This is a genomic window from Nonomuraea sp. H19, from assembly GCF_052068215.1.
GTDB lineage: Bacteria > Actinomycetota > Actinomycetes > Streptosporangiales > Streptosporangiaceae > Nonomuraea.
Genome location: NZ_JBQHCV010000002.1, coordinates 1 through 16,308, shown reverse-complemented (window position 1 = coordinate 16,308; position 16,308 = coordinate 1). Strand labels below are relative to the sequence as shown.

The following is a 16,308-nucleotide window of genomic DNA, read 5'->3' as shown; positions in this document are numbered from 1 at the left end:
GAGCAGGCCGCGTTTGACCTGCTGATCGCAATCGGACGGCGGTCATGGCGAGGGCCGGTGTGTCAGCGTAAGGCCGTGCGCGCCCAGTCGAGCGCGGCGGCGGGATCCATCCCGTGCGGGATGCGGTCGGTGGGGGTGTAGCTGAGCCATTGGTCGATGAGCCGGCCCAGGTGTTCTGGCACGTCCGGGGTGAGGTGGTCGGCGCGTTCGGGTTGGGTGCCGGCTTGCATCAGGTGGCGGACCTGCAGTAGGTCGGCGTCGGTGCCGACGGCACTTTCGAGCTCGCGTCGCAGCGGCGCCAGGCTGGTCAGCAGCCAGTAGGCCAGGGCGCCGACGCCGTACAGGTCGGACAGGCCGCTGGGGGCGGCGTCGGTGACGCCGAGTTGCTCGGGGCTGGCGAACCACTTGGTGCCGCCGGGGGACACCGTGGAGACGCTCTGGCCGGCCTGGTGGAGCTGGGACATTCCCCAGTCGATGATCCTGATGGTGGCAGGGCTGTCCAGCACGATGTTCTGCGGCTTGATGTCCAGGTGGATGATGTTGCTCAGGGCGGCGGCCTCAAGGCCGGCCAGCACCTGATCCAGGACCTTCAGGCTCCACTTCAACGAGACGCCGACGCCTGCCCGCTGTTGGAGGTGGAGGTGGAGGCTGCCCGGCTGGTAGAGGGGCGAGATGAGGTAGACCGCCTGGGATCTGCGGTCCTGGCCGGAGTCGATGATCTGCCCGATGTGCGGGTGGTGCAGGCGCATGCTCCGTACTTCCCGCAGGAAGGTGCGGAATCGTTGGGGGTCGTTGTTGGCCTGGTGGAACACCTTGGCGACGACGATGGTGGCGGGGTCGGCGAGTTCGTAGGCCTTGTACAGGGTGGCCATGGCGCTGGCGTCGGCGTTCAAGAGGGCGTAGATGCGCCAGCGGTCGTTGAGCACCATGATCGACGCAGGGCCGTCGCCGTCGCTGTGGGCGGGTGCGGGCGCTGGCTGCGTGCGCTGGCCCGCCTGGCTCCTGCGCCGCGGCAGGTGCCGACTCCGCGCACGCTCCAGCGTGGCCGAGGCGATGATCTGCGCTGAGGTGATGAGCTGCTCGGCGTCGATGCGGGCCTGGGCGAGGATCGCGGCGGCCTCGATCTGGGCGTCTTGGAGCACCTGATGGCGCGGCCGGTCCAGTTCGGCAGTTGGCGCAGGCGGTAGAGCCACGGCGGGAGGATAAGGGCGAGGCCGAGCGGTCGTTCCGCTGCCGGCTGGGAGAACAGACATTGGCGCACGAGGTCTCAGCGCGCTGCCGCAGGGCCGGACCGGACCCTGCCCGTACCCACGCCGGTGCCTCTGCCCGGGGTGGTGCCGTACATCGGAAAGCTGCGGTCCAGGCCGGTGAGGCGCAGCACCTTGGCCACATGCGGGCGGGGCGTGGCCAGGCCGAGGGCGATGTCCAGGGTTCTGGCCTGGTGTTGGACGCCGACCAAGACGCCTAGCCCCGCGGCGTCGCAGAATGACACTCTGGACAGGTCGAGGATGAGCAGGCTGGCGCTGTGCTGCAAGGCGCGCAGTAGGCGTTCGCGCACCGCCTCACGGGTAGCGAGGTCGAGCACGCCGCGCAGGTGCACGATGGTGGCGCTGGCAGGGATGGGCCACGGACCTGCCCCGAGGCGGGGGTGGAGGGTGGTCATGAGGTGCTCCGATCGGGGGCAGCGGCTTGATGCTGTCCTCGCGGCGATAAGGCTCCGCGACGAGGTCGGATGAGGGCGGTGATCGTGCTGCGCAGGTGGTCGGCGGCACCCCGCCGAGGACGCCCACCGCCCGGGGGCCGGTGGACTCATGAGTGCGCTGGGCCGGGCGTGGGTCAGCCGGGCCGCGCCGATGCTTGCAGGTGGAGACCGGGCGTTTGGTGCCAGCCGGTGAGTTCGAGCAGGCGTCGCACCTGTAGGGGAGCCGAGCGCAACGTCAGAACATGGCCACCGCCGCCGTCGTGGAGAGCGGCGGCGGCGCCGACGAGGGCGCGCAGGCAGCCGGTGTCGATGAACGTCAGGCCGCTCAGATCGACGCAGAGGCTGCTGTCGACGTTCATGGAGGCCAGTGCGCGCCTCAGAGCGGGCAGGGTGGAGTGGTCGAGCTCGCCCTCGATCCGCAGGCCCGCACGGTCGGCGAGCGGGGTGATGCGCAGGAGGCGGTCGGTGGCGGTGGTGATCGGGGTGAGCGCGATCACGAGCCGTTCCATCAGGGCGGCGATCACGAGTGCGGAGGCGCTGGCGGTGCACGTGGTGTTCATGCCGGGCTCCTACGGGGGAGTTCGGGAGACAAGAAGGGCGGCCGGTTTGCGGCGGCGGCGTGAACACGTTGCGAGGGTGCCAGCGTGAGCGGTGTCGTGCGTGCAGTGCTCTGAATCATCTGGCAGGTTCGCCGGAGCGGAAATCACCGATTTGAGCCAGGCTTATCACCACTGGCGATCACCGGCCAGGCGTCGGCGGGTGCGGGCGTGGGACCTCGCCCCGACCAATGTCGATCTCCCTGGGCCCGGGCCGCCACGACTTCGAGGCTGACCTTGTCACACAGCGCCGGATCAGCCACACGCCGACACCGTGGCCGGCACCGTGGCCAGCAGCGAAGTCGGGTTCGAGGCTCAGATCGGCTTCGCTCAGGGCACCGACGGTGTCGACGGCCTCCAGGCTCACCCCTCCTTCGTCGTCCATCCCCGCCATCGCGGTCATCGGAACCATTGGGGCCCGCTCAACGTGGCGATCGCGGCTGGTGATGGGGCTTGCTGCGATTGCCCGTTTCCGGTGGCAGGCCGAGCAGGTCTACTGAAGGGGATCAGCTGGCACACCTTGTGTCGGCTGTCGCCTGAGGAGGGTCGTCATGACCCTGAACATCGATGGCATGGAGGTGAGCGCGCGCGGCAGCCTGAACGGTCAGGCGCCACGATGCGAACATCTTGATATTTCTCCGAGAGCCGAGCCCGGATCACCGCAGTGCGCAGGATGCCTGGCTCTGGGCCTGTCCTGGACCCGCCTGCTGGCGTGCCTGACATGCGGGTGGGTGGCCTGTTCCGACGATTCGCCGGGCACCCACGCCCGCGAGCACTACCGGGAGACCGACCATCCGGTGGTCACGGAGCTGGAGCCGGAGACGGCCTGGCGTTGGTGTTACGTCCACGAACGAATCGTGTGAGCCGCATCCTCCCGGCCCTGGCCCCGGTCCCGGCGTACGCTCATCGATTCGAGTGATAACCGGCCTCATCATTGCGCGGTTCCCCACCACAGGCCAGGGAGGACACTGAGGATCCAAGCCGCTTCAGCGCGGTGAGTGTGTCCACCTGCATGAGGCCATGGACGACGGGCAGACGGATCAACGGTCTGCCCGGGTGATGGCCGAGCAGGGCGGTGAAGGGAAATCACGATGAGCCTTGGCAGGAAGATCAGAGATAAGGCGCAGGCCGTCAAAGGCTGGGCCAGGCAGCGTTTGGGCCGCGCCACCGGCAACCAGCGCCAGCAGGCTGCGGGCAAGAGCGATCGGGTCGCAGGCAATCTGAGGCAGGCCGGCGGGAAGGTCAAGGACGCCTTCAAACGCTGATCCTTCCTCTCCGGCAGGCCGCCCGATGAGGGCTGGGCCGCGAGCTGGTTCCGCCCAGATACCGCCGCACCACACGATGGGCCTGTGCGGCTCGCCGTTCCCCTCATCGCCTTCGGTACTCCTCGCGCTACAACGAAGTTGGAGGTAGAAGCGATGCGTATCGCTTCGATAGTGCTGGTCCTGTGGCTGATCGCCGGCGCGGTGGCCGCGGGCCAGCGCAACTACTACACAGGACCGGTGGAGAATTGCAATCAGGTGGCCACCATCGCCGTAACGATCTTGGCGGGCCCGCTCAACTACCTCGGCATGAACCCGAAGATCGCCTGCCAGACTCCCCAGCCCAGCAAGTAAGCGCCGGGGCCGTCAAAGCCGCGCGAGGGTCTACAGTGCAGGAAGACGGTTCATATCGGCGCCGCCCGGTTAGGGAGGGTTGGCGGGCATGGAGTTACGTCAGCTCCGCTATTTCGTGACGCTGGCCGAAGAGTTGCATTTCGGCCGGGCGGCGGCCCGTGAGCACATCGTGCAGTCGGCACTGAGCCAGCAGGTCCAGCGGCTGGAACGCGAGGTGGGGGTGCGGCTGCTGGATCGCAGCACCCACCATGTCGATCTGACCCCGGCGGGCGCCGCCTTCCTCATCGAGGCGCGCCAGATCCTCGACCACGTGGGCCGGGCGGGGCAGGCCGCACGCAACGCCGTCGCCTCAGCGCCCACGCTGCGTGTCGGCATCATCGACGCCGGCTACGACACCATGCCGCAGATCCTGCGCGAACTCCAGCACGCCCATCCCGACATCACCATCCACCAGGTCGAAGCGGGCACCCCCGAGCAGTACCGGCAACTGGCCGACGGGCGCCTGGACATCGCCATCGGACACGCCTCCCAGACCCCGGCCGAGGTGACGTCCAAGCTGATCAGGCTTGATCCGCTGGGTGTGCTGGTGCCCGACGACCACCGCTTCGCCGACATGGACGGCGTACCCGTCACCGCCCTCGCCGACGAGCTCCTCCTGCTCGGCGAGGAATCCCAGACCCCGGAGCTCAACCAGTTCGTCATCGCGCTGTGCCGCTCGGCCGGCTTCGCGCCCACCATCTACGAGGGAACCGTGGAGAGCACCCGGGCCGCCGCCGACCTCGTCCTGCAGCACCGCTGCGTGCACTGCATCCCCTCCTCCTTCCGCACCTCAAACCGGCCGGGCACCACCTGGCGGCCCCTGACCGAACCTGCCACGCACTATCCGTGGTCACTGCTATGGCACGACGCCAACCCCTCGCCCCACATCGCCACCGTCATCAACAGCGCCAGACAACTCGCCCAACGGCTCGGCTGGCTGGAACCCGCCGCCCCGCCCACCGAACCAGCACCCAGCGAAGACGCTCCGACAGCTGCCAGCCACAGCGACGAGGCCGTCTGATGCACGCGCTCTGGCCGCTGTGCGCACCGCGAAAACCTGGTGATCGGTTCTGGAGATGGATCCTTTCCGAATCGCCCGTTTCGGTACGGCACGCGCGGGTGTCGGCTGGAGACAACAAGTGTGATCGTCGGCGCCGGCAATCGGTCGGCGGCCGGCCCCCTGCTTCGACCGGTCCGGAAGACCGATCCCGCGCAGACATCGATGCACCGCCACAGGGAGTAGGCCATGGGCATCATCGCTTGGATCATCCTCGGACTGGTCGCCGGACTGATCGCCAGAATGCTGGTCCCCGGTAAAGACTCGCAAGGTTTGATCATCACCCTCGTGCTCGGCATCGCCGGTGCGCTGCTGGGCGGCTTCGTGGCCACCGAGGTGTTCCACGTCTCGGGCATCCAGGGCTTCTTCCACCTGTCCACCTGGATCTGCGCCATCGCCGGCGCGGCAGTCCTGCTGCTCGCCTACAACCTGATCAACGGCCGGCGAACCGGCCGCTGGGCCGGCCGCCGATGACCCCGCCCAGCACGCCCGGCAACTTACCTCAGAGCTCACGCGCCTGGCGCGGCGGGGGTGATGGGTGATGCCCGTCGCTGTGGCCATCGTGGTCGTCGTCGTCGGCGCCATCCTCACCTTTGCCCTGGCGGACGGCTCGGTGGGCGGCTTCGACCTGCGCATCGTGGGCGTCATCCTGATGCTCGGCGGCGCCGCCGGGCTGCTGCTGCCCCTGCTGCTGCGCACCAGGTCACGCCGGAGCCGGTCGAGCGTCCGCAGCCGCCAGGACGTCATCCACGACCGCGTCAACGGCCGCATCGACGATCGGCCACCGCCCACCCTGGTAGACCTTTCTGGATACGACGGTAGGCAGGGTACCCGCCGAGCTCCGGATGATCGTCGTCTCTGAAAAGGGAAGCGCCAAGTCCGTACGGTGACTGCATCCCGGTCTGAAGCCGCACGGGACGACCCGCCCGCGTACTGGCGGCGGCCCGCCACGCAGTCTCGATTGAAGGTCCGCAGCGGACCGGTCGGGGCATCGGTATCGGCGTGCCGCAGCCGACCGTCGACCTACGTTCCAACCCGCTGCCTTTGCCGTGCTCACCGGCCGTGCGAAGGCATCGACATCTGCAGGAGGCAGACATGTCCATCGTGACCATCCTCTGGGTGGCCGTCGCCGTGGCGGTGGTCCTGGCGCTGGCCGTCGGCTACGTCTTGCTGCGTCGGCGCCGGCAAGGCCTTCGCCGGCGCTTCGGCCCCGAATACGAACGCACCCTGAACGAACAAGACAGTCGTGGCGAGGCCGAGCAGGAACTGCGCGCCCGGGAGAAACGCTTCGACACCTTCGACATCACGCCGCTCACCCCCGCCTCCCGGCAGACCTACGCCCAGCAGTGGGCCAAGCTCCAGGAGCGGTTCGTCGACGCACCGGGTCCCGCCGTCACCGAGGCCGATGAACTGGTCATCACCGTCATGGCCGAGCGCGGATATCCCACCGAAGACTTTGAGCAGCAGCTGGCGGACCTGTCGGTGGTGCACGGCCGTACCCTGCACCACTACCGCCAAGCCCACGAGATCAGCAGGCGCGCCGCTCCGGCCGAGGCCTCCACCGAGGACCTTCGGCAGGCCATGGTGCACTACCGCGTCCTGTTCGAGGAACTCCTCGACGACGGCGACGAGCACCACCCTCAACCGGCCACAGCCCGCGAGAAGGAACCGGCACTCACCGACGACTCCCAGCAAAGGTGACTCGACATGGACCTCCGCAACGACCCCGAACGCCTTGATGAGCGCCTCGACGAATTCGCCGAGGCGCCGTCACCCCGGCCCGGACCCGTCGATATGCACGACAACGACGACCACAGCGACGACGACGCCCAGCCTGCGGCGCCGTCTGACCAAGTCGTCTTCGACCAGACGGCCCAGCTACCACCCGCATCCGCATCGCCGTCACCGGCGGTGTCTCTGCTCGGCAGCGACCCGGCCGACGTACAGGACCGCTGGCACGACCTTCAGGCGGCCTTCGTCGACGACCCCCGCGATGCCGTGCAACGCGCCGACTCACTCCTGGACGAGGTGACGGCCTCGGTCCACCAGGCGCTGGAAAGCCGCATCCGTGAGCTGGGGGACCTCTGGCAGAACACCGGCCACCACGACACCGAGCAGCTGAGACTGGCCTTGCGCTCCTACCGCGACGTCATGCAGCGGCTGCTGCCACTCGCCGACGAGCAGGCGACCCGCTAACCCCCTCGCCCATGCTGGTAGGGGGAACGCCGACGCCGGCGGTGCTGCACGTCCCGCCAGCTTGGCCGTCCTCGTCCACCGCCCGGCTGGTGGGCGGCTGCACGGCACTGGAAGCAAAGGGAAAGAATAGATGGCCGTCCTGGACATTCCTCTGGAACAGATGACAGCCGAAGAGCTCCTGATCGAAATGGTCCGGCCGCAGATCCCAGAGTCGCATAAGGTCCGGCTGCGCGAGCGGCTGGTGGAGACGCACGCCTGGATGGCCAAGTCCCTCGCGCGCCGTTACCGCTACCGGGGCGAACCCATGGAAGATCTCCTGCAGGCCGCCTACGTCGGCATGATCAAGGCCATCAACGGGTTCGACGCCGGCCTCGGCCACGACTTTCGCCGCTATGCGACCGTCACTATGGCGGGCGAGGTCAAACGGCATTTCCGGGACCGCGCGTGGGCCATCCGGGTTCCCCGCGTCTACCAGGAACGCCGCTCGAAGCTGATCCGGCTGTCCGCCGACCTCAGCCAGGCCCTGGGCCGCTCGCCGACCGTCGCCGAACTGGCGGCCGAAATGGGCCTGTCGCCGGAGGACGTCCTGCTGACGATGGACGCCTCGGCCGCCTACAGCGCCCTGTCGCTGGATGCCCCCATCGACAACCGTGACAGTCGCGGCGGCGGCTACAGCGTCAGCCTGGCCGACGTCCTGCCCTGCACCGACGAAGCACTGGACACCCTCATCGGCAGTCAGTCCGTCAAGCCGCTCATCGACGCCCTGCCCACCCGCGAGAAGCACATCCTGCTGCTGCGTTTCTACGGCAACCACACCCAAGCAGAGATCGCCGCCGAGCTCGGACTCTCCCAGATGCACATCTCCCGCATCCTGCGCACCGTCCTGAGCCAACTACGAAAAGCACTGACCGACTAACTCTGGTGTGCGCCTCCGAGCCGTTGAAGCTGGACGACTACGTCAGCTCGATCGGCGACCTGAAGTTGGTCATCGACATGCTCGTCGGCGATCTCCAGCGCGTGATCGAGTAGCCCATGCTCGGATACGCCATCGAGCAGCCTGTCCCAGGAGAGGTCCATGACGCCTACCAGGCTCTTCTCCGAGCCGGATTCGACAGCAGGCTTCGCATCCGCGTCCACGACCTCCGCCATACCCATGCCACGATCCTCATCGCGGGCGGCAAGCCGTTGAAGATGGTCGCTGGGCGCCTCGGCCACGCCGACCCAGCCATCACACTCCGGGTCTACGCTCATGTCATGCCCGGCAACCAGCGAGAGGCCGCCGACTGGTTCGCGGCCCTGGTCGCGAGTTCTGATTCTCGTGCTCGAACCCACAAGTATCAGCGGAGTATCACGGCTCGTTCTGGAGGCGGAAATGAAGATGCCCCGAGCCTGTGACCTGCACATTCTCAGGGCCTTCATGGTGTCCGAGGGGGGACTTGAACCGTTCGCCTATCTCCTGAGTAGCTTCGACGCTCCGTGGCTGGACATCTCGTGCCCGGAATAGGCGTGCAGAGGCTGCGCCCGGACCCGACTCAACGAGATCAGGTCCAACTGCGTGGCACACGCCCGTGCCAGAGAAGTCCAGCAACTGCCCATTTGGGATCTTCAGCAGACGATCGCGCTGCGCCCAGGACAGCGGCAGTGCGGCGGCCAGGGCCCGGTGACTCCAACACCGAACCCCGGCCTGTGACCCAGCAACCTGATTGACCCAGGAGCCAGGCCATGCGCCACCCTTCCACACAACCAATTGCCGGGGAAGCGATTGCTGCTGAAGCGGTCCCGCTCAAGCGCACCCGGCGCTTCTTCATCAACCTCTTCCAAGCCGACCGAGAGGACACCGCGCCGATCGCCGCAAGCCCGTCCTGCGTCGGCACAGGCCGACTTGGAGACCGGGTCATCCTCGGCTTCGCGGTCGCTGTCCTGCTGGCGGTTGCCGGCGCGGCGGCCTACGTCTCGTACCACCACTTCTACGGCCTCGCTATCGCTCTCGGCGAGCGGCACGACATGGCCATCCTGTATCCGGCAATGTCCGATGGCGTGATCGTCATGGCCTCGCTGATGATGGTCTACTGCTCCCGCCGCCGGATCCGTGTGCCAGTCCTGGCGTGGGTCGCACTCGCCCTGGGAGGCGCCGTGACCCTGGCGGCCAACGTGGCGCACGGCTGGTCCGGCGGACTCGGATCACGGCTGGTCAGCGCCCTGGCGCCGGTGGCGTTCGCGGGCGCGTACGAGCTCCTCATGTGGATCGTCCGCAACACTCGGCGACCGTCGGTCGAGTCCCCGGCGGAAGAGCACGTGTGCCAGACCGTCGAGACCGTCGTCGAAGTGGAACGCGTGGTGCCGGTCCTGCCCACCGACCGGTACGAGGCGGCACGGCTCGCCTACATCGACTGAATCGCCCCCGGTTCAGTGGAGACTTGATCTCTTGAGAGGATCGAGTCCATACCAGGCAAGTCCCCCTATCCCGCAGAGCTGCGCAGGCGTGCGGTTCGGATGGTCGCCGAGGTGCTCGCCGTGCACGCCGAGAGCCTCGGATCCCTGGTTACTCGGACGGAGGTGAAGGCGTGACTGTCACAGACGAGATGCACGACGGCGTAGTGGTCGCCTTCCAGGATGAGATCTCGCCGCTCACCCGCGAGAACGCCTCCGCGCCCGCCTCGGAGAAGCCGACACAAGAAGTCGCGAACGAGAACGATGTCCTTGAGGGCAGAGTGGTCCCGGTCGATCAGCCGCACGAGTCCGGCCCGGTGGACCTGCTCGCCGAGCTGGCTGCACGCCGCCAGGAGCGGTCGCCGCTGGTCCCGGTGTGGCTGAGATCGCGGGCGGATGCCTTGCAGGTGCTCAAGTGGCAGGCCGAGCACACTGGCTACGTGCTGGCGTACCACACGCTCCGCATCCCGAAGTACGCGGCCAAGCTTCTGTCACGGACTCCGGCCGGCACCTGGCGGGTGCTCGTGGAACTGGTTCGCTGGCTGTTCGACCTGGAAGGCTGCCCGGTCCGCCGAGCGGCCGTGTTGAAGGAGCAGGCCGCGGAGTACCTGGCGCTGTCCCGGCAGCGCGACAGCCGGGTCAAGGCCCGGCTGTGGACCCTCCTCATCGGCGCCATCACACTGTTGCTGGCGAGCATCTTCGTGGCGGTGGTCGCGCCGACTTGGACCCAGTGGGCGATTGTCGGGGTGCTCATCGCCGTGGCGGGCCTGATCGGGTCGCCCGCCGACAAGCCGCTCCTGGACCGGGCAGTGGTTCCGAGCCGAGTGCGAAAGCTCACCAGTGACCAGGTGCTGGACGCGCTCGGCTCACTCGGCATCTCGGCCATCAACCAGGCGCTCGGCAAGAACGGGCGCGGCATCACCTTCCCGGCCCCGATCATGCGGGACGGGCCGGGCTGGCGGGCCGAGGTGGATCTCCCGCTCGGCGTGACCGTGTCGGAGGTACTGGAGAAGCGCGACAAGCTCGCCTCCGGCCTGCGGCGTGCTCTGGGCTGCGTCTGGCTTGAGCCAGTGTCGGAGGAACACCCTGGCCGTCTGGTGCTGTGGGTGGGCGATCAGGAGATGCGCAAGGCCAAGCAGCCTGCCTGGCCGCTGCTGAAGTCGGGCCAGGTCAGCCTGTTCGACCAGATCCCCTACGGCAACGACCAGCGTGGCCGGCCGGTGTCGATCCTGCTCATGTTCGCCAACGTGCTCATCGGCTCGATGCCGCGCTATGGCAAGACGTTCGCGCTGCGGGTGCTGTTGCTGGCCTGCGCGCTGGACCCGCTGTCCGAGCTGAGGTTGTTCGAGCTGAAGGGCACCGGCGATCTGTCGGCGCTGGAGAAGGTGGCCCACCACTACGCCAAGGGCGCCACTGACGCGGCCAAGGCAGCGTGCGTCACCTCGCTGGCCGAGGTGTATGCCGAACTGGACCGACGGGCCGAGGTCATCGACGGCCTGCCCCGTCATCTGGCGCCTGAGTTCAAGGTCACGCCTGAGCTGGCAGCTCGCAAGGACCTGGGGCTGCACCCGATGGTGATCGCGATCGACGAGTGTCAGGAGCTGTTCGCCGACGACGAATACGGGGATGAGGCAGCCAAGTACGCCACCGCGATCATCAAGCGCGGCCCCGCCCTCGGGATCATCCTCATCCTGGCCACTCAGCGCCCGGACAAGGACAGCCTGCCCAAGGCCATCTCGGCGAACGCCGGCATCAGGATCTGTCTGCGGGTGATGGGCTGGCAGGAGAATGACATGATCCTCGGCACCGGCATGCACCAGGCCGGGGTCAAGGCCACGATGTTCACCCTGAACGACAAGGGCATCTCCTGGGCGGTTGGCATCGCCGAGGACCCGATCATCGTCCGCTCGGCCTACTTGGATGGGCCTACGTCGGAGCTGATCGCCGAGCGTGCCTACCAGCTCCGCCATGCGGCCGGAACGTTGTCCGGGCAGACGATCGGCCAGGAACCGGCCAAAAGGGTCTCCTACGACCTGCTGGCCGACATCTTGACCGTGACGACGGCCAAGGAGGAGAAGCTGTGGAACAGCACGGTCGTGGACCGTCTGGCGGACTTCCGGCCAGACGCTACGGCCAGTGGGCGGATCTTGAAGACGACGCCAAAACAGCCACGCTGACCGCGCGGCTGAAGGAGTACGGCGTCAGGTCGGAGGATACGTGGGGCCGCGACGCCGCCGGTAAGGGCCGCAACCGGAAGGGCTTCAACCGTGCTGACGCTGCCGAGGCGCTGGTGAGGCGGAAGCTCTAGCAGCCTGCGCTCCTCAGGCGAACACCCCTGGAGCGCACTTCCAGGGGCGTTCGCATGAGGCCGCTAGAACGCTAGACCGCAGGTCAGGATGCGGTTTTCCGCTAGCAGGGCCGCTAGATCTAGCGGGTGCTCCTGCTAGAACTGCGCGTGGTCGACCATATATGCGCTGGTGGGAACGCCGCGGGCTCACGAGCCCGCCAGGAGTTGGCGGATGCCCCGCAAACGCAGTAACCGTCGAAGCCCCGCTCGGCCGAGGTGAGCGCGAAGATCAGCCGCCATCTGGAGCGGCTGCGCGCCTGGATCGGCTCCGGGCTGGGGCATGAGCGCGTCTCGGCGATCACCGCCCGCGAACTTTACTTCACGGAAGGGCCATTTCCTGAAGTGAAATGGCGGGCCTTGCGCTGAGCGAGCCCCAGCTTCGGTCTTCGCAGGGAAGATCATCTGGAGTGGGTGGCCTGATGCCAATCCGACCGCTTGTGCAGGTACAGGCATTGCCGTACCCTATTTACGTGGCGTAAACCCTTCTTTATGCTGCGCAAATCCTTCTTTACGTGACGTAAATCCATCACCTTACGCAACGCAAGCAGTTTCTTGCGGAACGTAAGGAACTCTCATGGAGAGACACTTACATGAGCGCATTGGCCCCCGTCCGTCCGTGGCGGACCGTCCTTCTCGCCGACATGTCATCTCGGCAGATCGAAGAGGAGCCGGTGGTCGTCGAAGCGACGGTCAGCCGTCCCCAGCCGTCCGCGAATGCCTGATCACCCCTCAACCGGCAGCCCCTTCAACGGAGGAATCCATTCGATGTCGTCCATCGCACCCTTCATCAACCTGCGCACATCAGGCCTCGGCTACCAACTGCTCGCCGACAGTGTCCCTGAGCTGTCCTGGGAATTCGCGACCGGCGCGGAAGCTCCGGACCGGGCCGTCGTGGAGGTCTACCACGCGGGGGCAAGCGTGCCGATGTGGCAGGGCACCTGGCGGGTAGGGACGCAGCCCGCCGTGCGGTACGCAGGTCCGCCGCTGGAGAGGTCCGCTGCGTACACGTGGCGAGTGGGGGCGACTGTTCGTGACACCCAGGTCTGGAGCGCGGCCGCGAGCTTCGAAACGCATCCGGGTCCGCTGCACGAGCTCGCCGAGTGGATCGGGCTGCAGGTAACCGAGCCCGCGGACGCACCGACACCGGTGCAGTACCTGCGTCGCACGTTCGATCTCGAGGCCGCGCCTGTCCGCGCTCGCCTCTACGCCAGTGCCCGCGGTTGGTATGGCTTGGCCGTCAACGGAGGCGACGTGACGGGAGTGCGCATCACCCCGCGTTTCACCGCGTACGACCAGCGGCTCGAGTATGAGGGGTACGACGTCACTGATGAGCTGGTAGCTGGTTCCAACACGATCGGGATCGAGCTCGCGGAAGGCCGCTACCGCGGCCGGAACGGCGCGTTTGGGCAGCGGAATACTTACGGGCAGCAGATCGCCGCGATCGCGTATCTGCTGATCGAGTTCGAGTCCGGGCGTCGCGAGATCATCACGACGGATGCGGCTTGGGAGGGTGGATACGGTCCACGCCGGTTCGCTGACCCGCAGGAGGGAGTGACCATCGACGCCCGGATCTCCGGGGCGCAGTTCACCGCCGGGACCGCGCTGGCAGATGCTCGACCGGTCGAGGTGTTCCCCCGTGGGGCCGAGCGGGTGGAGGCAGCGCGGAGTGAGCCGGTCGTCGTGGTCGACGTGCTCGAGCCGGCTCGGACCACCACCATCGGCGACCGGATTGTGGTCGATTTCGGGCAGAACTTGGTCGGTGTCGCACGACTGACGGTCGCCGGGCCTGCGGGGGCGACGCTGGCGGTGTATCACAGCGAGTTGGTCGACGAGGCCGGGCGAATTCGGACGGACTACCTGCTAGGAGACGGAGTTCTTCCCGCCGTACCGGCCATTGACCGGTATGTCCTGGCAGGGGAAGGCAGCGAAATCTTGGAGCCGCGATACACGATACGGGGCTTTCGGTACATCGAGATCGAAGGCGCCCTGCAGGTCGATCTCGAGCGCATCGAGGCCCTGGTTGTCCAGGCAGACCTCCGGTATGACGGGGAGTTCAGCAGTTCCCACTCCGGACTGAATCAGCTGCACGACAACATCGTGTGGAGCATGCGGGGAAACTTCACCGACGTCCCCACTGACTGCCCCACTCGGGAACGATCCGGCTGGACCGGCGACGCGCAGGTGTTCGCTCCCGCCGCAACGTATCTCGCCGACGTCAGCCTCTTCCTTCGAGACTGGCTGCGTGACGTGGTGCTGCAGCAGAGTGAGGACGGCGCCCTCGGCGACGTCGCACCGCGCGATTCGCGTCCGTTGCCAGAACTCTCGCAGTTTGCCGGGCTGATGGACGGGAAGGGTTCCGCGGGCTGGGCGGACGCGATCACGATGGTGCCGTGGACCCTGTACCAGCGCTATGGATGCACCGATGTGCTCGCGGAGAACTGGGACGCGATGGTCGCGTGGGTGCAGTTCTGCCTCCGCCGAGCCGCGGACCGCCATCCCTCCCGGACCGGTGACCCGTTGCCCCATGAGCGGTATGTCGTCGACACTGGCTTCCACTGGGGCGAATGGCTGGAACCCGGCAATGAGTTCGATGGCCCTGAAGCGGCGCAGATGATCCTCAATCTGGCCAACAATCCCGATGCCGAGGTTGCGACGGCGTACTTTGCGCACTCGGCCAGGCTGGTAGCTGAAGCAGCGGCTGTTCTCGGCAAGGCGCAGAGCGCGCAGGAGTACGCCGAGTTGCACGAGCAGATTCGGGCCGCGTATCAGGCCGAGTTCCTCGACCCCGACGGGATGCCGAGGACTTTGACACAGGCGAAGCTCGTCCGGCCCCTCACATTCGGTCTGATTCCCGAACACGCCAGACAGCGCGTCGCAGACCGACTCGCCGACCTTGTCGTGGCCGACGGCACACGACTGGCGACCGGATTTCTGTCCACCGGATATCTCCTACCCTGCCTGTCGGCCTGGGGATACGACGACCTTGCGCTCGACCTGCTGCTGCAAGAGGAGCGGCCGTCCTGGCTCGGTCAGGTCGCGCAGGGCGCCACGACCATGCTTGAGTCCTGGAACGGAGTGGGCTCGCAGAACCACTACGCGCTCGGGGCGGTGGCCCGGTGGATGTATGAGAACCTGGCCGGCCTGAGAGCGGTCACTCCCGGGTGGCAGCAGATCGAGATCCGCCCGATGCTCACTCACCGTCTCGAGCACGTCTCCGCGCGAACCATGACACCGTACGGGCCCCTGTCCAGCGCCTGGCAGCGCAGCGAATCGGGTTGGGAACTGGAGGTGACGGTCCCGACCGGTGTCGAAGCCCGCATTGCCGTTGACGGTGGCAACGTGCTCGAGGACGGGGCGCGGATCGTGGCGCTTCCCTGCGGGACCTCGACCTGGCGAGTGCGGTCGGGGCCGGTCGAGGTGCTGGCCGATACACTTTGACAATGCCGACCACACAGCTCGCCAACGAGTCGTGGGAGCGGTTCCGCGATGCCCAGCGAGCCGGGATCGCCGCAGCGATCATCGAACTCGTCAACGAACAAGACAGCGTCATCACGATCGCGCAGATCGCCGACCGTGCCGGCGTGAGCCGACCCACGTTCTACAAGTATTTCCCGACCCTCGGTGCGGCGATGCTCCACGTGCATCGCCAAGTCATCGACACGATTGCGGAGCACGGCCAGCAAAGCCCATCTGAGGAGGATCTCGACGGGCTGACACAGTTTCTCCAGCGGATGAGCGCCCTCGCCTCTCTTGCCAGAGTCCGGCCGGACCTCATCCGGTTCACCAGCTACTTCGACTTCACCTTCCGCCGCCATGGGCTGACCGACGACGAACATCGCGCCCTCCAGGAGCTGGAGGTCGCCCTCATGGAGATCGCCCGCGAGTCATTCAGGAAAGGCCAGCAGGACGGCTCGATCCGTCCCGAACTGGACATTCCCCACATGGTCGAGGTGATCGGTGCGAGCATCCTCGGTCTTGCGCAACGAGCCCTGGTGACCGCCGACGACCCCTCGGCCCGCGAAATCGACATCGAGCGGCACTTCGCCACGGCGCTCGATGCCTGGCGCGCCTACCTGACACCACAGAACGCAACCTGAACGAGCGGTGACGGGCGGGGCCGCCAGTTCGTTCGTTGCCGCGGAATTCGCTTTCTCGGGGCCTGTGCGGGCCCTGGTCAGAGCGCGGCGCAGCTGAAGGACTTGAGGCGGACAGGCACCCCGCTCCCGTAGGCCACGCCTACGCCCTTAGTAAGAAATAACCCCTGGGTTCCTGAGCGCCTCTCCAGGTCCTCCCGCCCCAGGACCAGGGCGTTCTCTGTGCAGAGC

18 protein-coding genes are annotated in these 16,308 nt (G+C 67.2%); 15 read left to right on the top strand and 3 right to left on the bottom strand.

Going from position 1 to position 16,308, the window contains the following annotated elements; genetic code table 11:
• Positions 1–62: 62 nt before the first annotated feature.
• The 3 genes from ACTMTI_RS03640 to ACTMTI_RS03630 form a co-directional block, all read right to left on the bottom strand.
• Complete coding sequence (locus ACTMTI_RS03640; RefSeq protein WP_441118166.1) at positions 63–1,193, bottom strand: protein kinase domain-containing protein; 1,131 nt, start codon at positions 1,191–1,193, stop codon at positions 63–65.
• A gap of 74 nt (positions 1,194–1,267) precedes the next feature.
• Positions 1,268–1,663, bottom strand: coding sequence for an STAS domain-containing protein (locus tag ACTMTI_RS03635; RefSeq protein ID WP_441118165.1), 396 nt, complete (start codon positions 1,661–1,663; stop codon positions 1,268–1,270).
• 173 nt (positions 1,664–1,836) lie between these two features.
• Positions 1,837–2,262 carry an STAS domain-containing protein gene (locus ACTMTI_RS03630; RefSeq protein ID WP_441118164.1) on the bottom strand — a complete coding sequence of 142 codons (426 nt, stop codon included), beginning with the start codon at positions 2,260–2,262 and terminating at the stop codon, positions 1,837–1,839.
• A 587-nt stretch (positions 2,263–2,849) separates the two neighbouring features.
• Between ACTMTI_RS03630 and ACTMTI_RS03625 the strand changes: the two genes are divergently transcribed.
• From ACTMTI_RS03625 to ACTMTI_RS03555, 15 genes are all read left to right on the top strand, one after another.
• On the top strand, positions 2,850–3,161 hold the full coding sequence (locus tag ACTMTI_RS03625) for a UBP-type zinc finger domain-containing protein (RefSeq protein ID WP_441118163.1): 312 nt from the start codon (positions 2,850–2,852) through the stop codon (positions 3,159–3,161).
• Positions 3,162–3,389: 228 nt separating this feature from the next.
• A complete protein-coding gene (locus tag ACTMTI_RS03620; protein WP_441118162.1) occupies positions 3,390–3,563 on the top strand; it encodes a CsbD family protein in 174 nt (57 codons plus the stop codon).
• A gap of 153 nt (positions 3,564–3,716) precedes the next feature.
• A complete protein-coding gene (locus ACTMTI_RS03615; RefSeq protein WP_441118161.1) occupies positions 3,717–3,914 on the top strand; it encodes a hypothetical protein in 198 nt (65 codons plus the stop codon).
• Positions 3,915–4,002: 88 nt separating this feature from the next.
• The gene (locus ACTMTI_RS03610; protein WP_441118160.1) at positions 4,003–4,974 is read left to right on the top strand and encodes a LysR family transcriptional regulator; all 972 of its coding nucleotides are present in this window, start codon (positions 4,003–4,005) and stop codon (positions 4,972–4,974) included.
• Between the two features lie 225 nt (positions 4,975–5,199).
• Positions 5,200–5,484 carry a GlsB/YeaQ/YmgE family stress response membrane protein gene (locus ACTMTI_RS03605; protein WP_441118159.1) on the top strand — a complete coding sequence of 95 codons (285 nt, stop codon included), beginning with the start codon at positions 5,200–5,202 and terminating at the stop codon, positions 5,482–5,484.
• 67 nt (positions 5,485–5,551) lie between these two features.
• A complete protein-coding gene (locus ACTMTI_RS03600) occupies positions 5,552–5,872 on the top strand; it encodes a DUF6458 family protein (RefSeq protein WP_441118158.1) in 321 nt (106 codons plus the stop codon).
• A 233-nt stretch (positions 5,873–6,105) separates the two neighbouring features.
• Positions 6,106–6,711, top strand: a complete 606-nt coding sequence (locus ACTMTI_RS03595; RefSeq protein ID WP_441118157.1) for a hypothetical protein — start codon at positions 6,106–6,108, stop codon at positions 6,709–6,711.
• Positions 6,712–6,717: 6 nt separating this feature from the next.
• Entirely contained in the window at positions 6,718–7,206 is a 489-nt protein-coding gene (locus ACTMTI_RS03590) for a hypothetical protein (RefSeq protein ID WP_441118156.1), read from the top strand.
• A gap of 160 nt (positions 7,207–7,366) precedes the next feature.
• Positions 7,367–8,122, top strand: a complete 756-nt coding sequence (locus tag ACTMTI_RS03585; protein WP_441118155.1) for a SigB/SigF/SigG family RNA polymerase sigma factor — start codon at positions 7,367–7,369, stop codon at positions 8,120–8,122.
• 116 nt (positions 8,123–8,238) lie between these two features.
• Positions 8,239–8,601, top strand: a complete 363-nt coding sequence (locus ACTMTI_RS03580) for a tyrosine-type recombinase/integrase (protein ID WP_441118154.1) — start codon at positions 8,239–8,241, stop codon at positions 8,599–8,601.
• Between the two features lie 327 nt (positions 8,602–8,928).
• Positions 8,929–9,600, top strand: a complete 672-nt coding sequence (locus ACTMTI_RS03575; RefSeq protein WP_441118153.1) for a DUF2637 domain-containing protein — start codon at positions 8,929–8,931, stop codon at positions 9,598–9,600.
• A gap of 170 nt (positions 9,601–9,770) precedes the next feature.
• Positions 9,771–11,813, top strand: coding sequence for an FtsK/SpoIIIE domain-containing protein (locus ACTMTI_RS03570; protein ID WP_441118152.1), 2,043 nt, complete (start codon positions 9,771–9,773; stop codon positions 11,811–11,813).
• A gap of 386 nt (positions 11,814–12,199) precedes the next feature.
• Positions 12,200–12,349 carry a hypothetical protein gene (locus tag ACTMTI_RS03565; protein WP_441118151.1) on the top strand — a complete coding sequence of 50 codons (150 nt, stop codon included), beginning with the start codon at positions 12,200–12,202 and terminating at the stop codon, positions 12,347–12,349.
• Positions 12,350–12,748: 399 nt separating this feature from the next.
• Complete coding sequence (locus tag ACTMTI_RS03560; RefSeq protein WP_441118150.1) at positions 12,749–15,421, top strand: family 78 glycoside hydrolase catalytic domain; 2,673 nt, start codon at positions 12,749–12,751, stop codon at positions 15,419–15,421.
• A 2-nt stretch (positions 15,422–15,423) separates the two neighbouring features.
• The gene (locus ACTMTI_RS03555) at positions 15,424–16,080 is read left to right on the top strand and encodes a TetR/AcrR family transcriptional regulator (RefSeq protein WP_441118149.1); all 657 of its coding nucleotides are present in this window, start codon (positions 15,424–15,426) and stop codon (positions 16,078–16,080) included.
• Positions 16,081–16,308 lie beyond the last annotated feature (228 nt).

Excerpts from the sequence above, each read along its gene's own strand:
- ACTMTI_RS03635 (WP_441118165.1), bottom strand. The coding sequence starts at position 1,663 with ATGACCACCCTCCACCCCCGCCTCGGGGCAGGTCCGTGGCCCATCCCT.
- ACTMTI_RS03630 (WP_441118164.1), bottom strand. The coding sequence starts at position 2,262 with ATGAACACCACGTGCACCGCCAGCGCCTCCGCACTCGTGATCGCCGCC.
- ACTMTI_RS03625 (WP_441118163.1), top strand. The coding sequence starts at position 2,850 with ATGACCCTGAACATCGATGGCATGGAGGTGAGCGCGCGCGGCAGCCTG.
- ACTMTI_RS03620 (WP_441118162.1), top strand. The coding sequence starts at position 3,390 with ATGAGCCTTGGCAGGAAGATCAGAGATAAGGCGCAGGCCGTCAAAGGC.
- ACTMTI_RS03615 (WP_441118161.1), top strand. The coding sequence starts at position 3,717 with ATGCGTATCGCTTCGATAGTGCTGGTCCTGTGGCTGATCGCCGGCGCG.
- ACTMTI_RS03610 (WP_441118160.1), top strand. The coding sequence starts at position 4,003 with ATGGAGTTACGTCAGCTCCGCTATTTCGTGACGCTGGCCGAAGAGTTG.
- ACTMTI_RS03605 (WP_441118159.1), top strand. The coding sequence starts at position 5,200 with ATGGGCATCATCGCTTGGATCATCCTCGGACTGGTCGCCGGACTGATC.
- ACTMTI_RS03600 (WP_441118158.1), top strand. The coding sequence starts at position 5,552 with ATGCCCGTCGCTGTGGCCATCGTGGTCGTCGTCGTCGGCGCCATCCTC.
- ACTMTI_RS03595 (WP_441118157.1), top strand. The coding sequence starts at position 6,106 with ATGTCCATCGTGACCATCCTCTGGGTGGCCGTCGCCGTGGCGGTGGTC.
- ACTMTI_RS03590 (WP_441118156.1), top strand. The coding sequence starts at position 6,718 with ATGGACCTCCGCAACGACCCCGAACGCCTTGATGAGCGCCTCGACGAA.
- ACTMTI_RS03585 (WP_441118155.1), top strand. The coding sequence starts at position 7,367 with ATGACAGCCGAAGAGCTCCTGATCGAAATGGTCCGGCCGCAGATCCCA.
- ACTMTI_RS03580 (WP_441118154.1), top strand. The coding sequence starts at position 8,239 with ATGCTCGGATACGCCATCGAGCAGCCTGTCCCAGGAGAGGTCCATGAC.
- ACTMTI_RS03575 (WP_441118153.1), top strand. The coding sequence starts at position 8,929 with ATGCGCCACCCTTCCACACAACCAATTGCCGGGGAAGCGATTGCTGCT.
- ACTMTI_RS03560 (WP_441118150.1), top strand. The coding sequence starts at position 12,749 with ATGTCGTCCATCGCACCCTTCATCAACCTGCGCACATCAGGCCTCGGC.
- ACTMTI_RS03555 (WP_441118149.1), top strand. The coding sequence starts at position 15,424 with ATGCCGACCACACAGCTCGCCAACGAGTCGTGGGAGCGGTTCCGCGAT.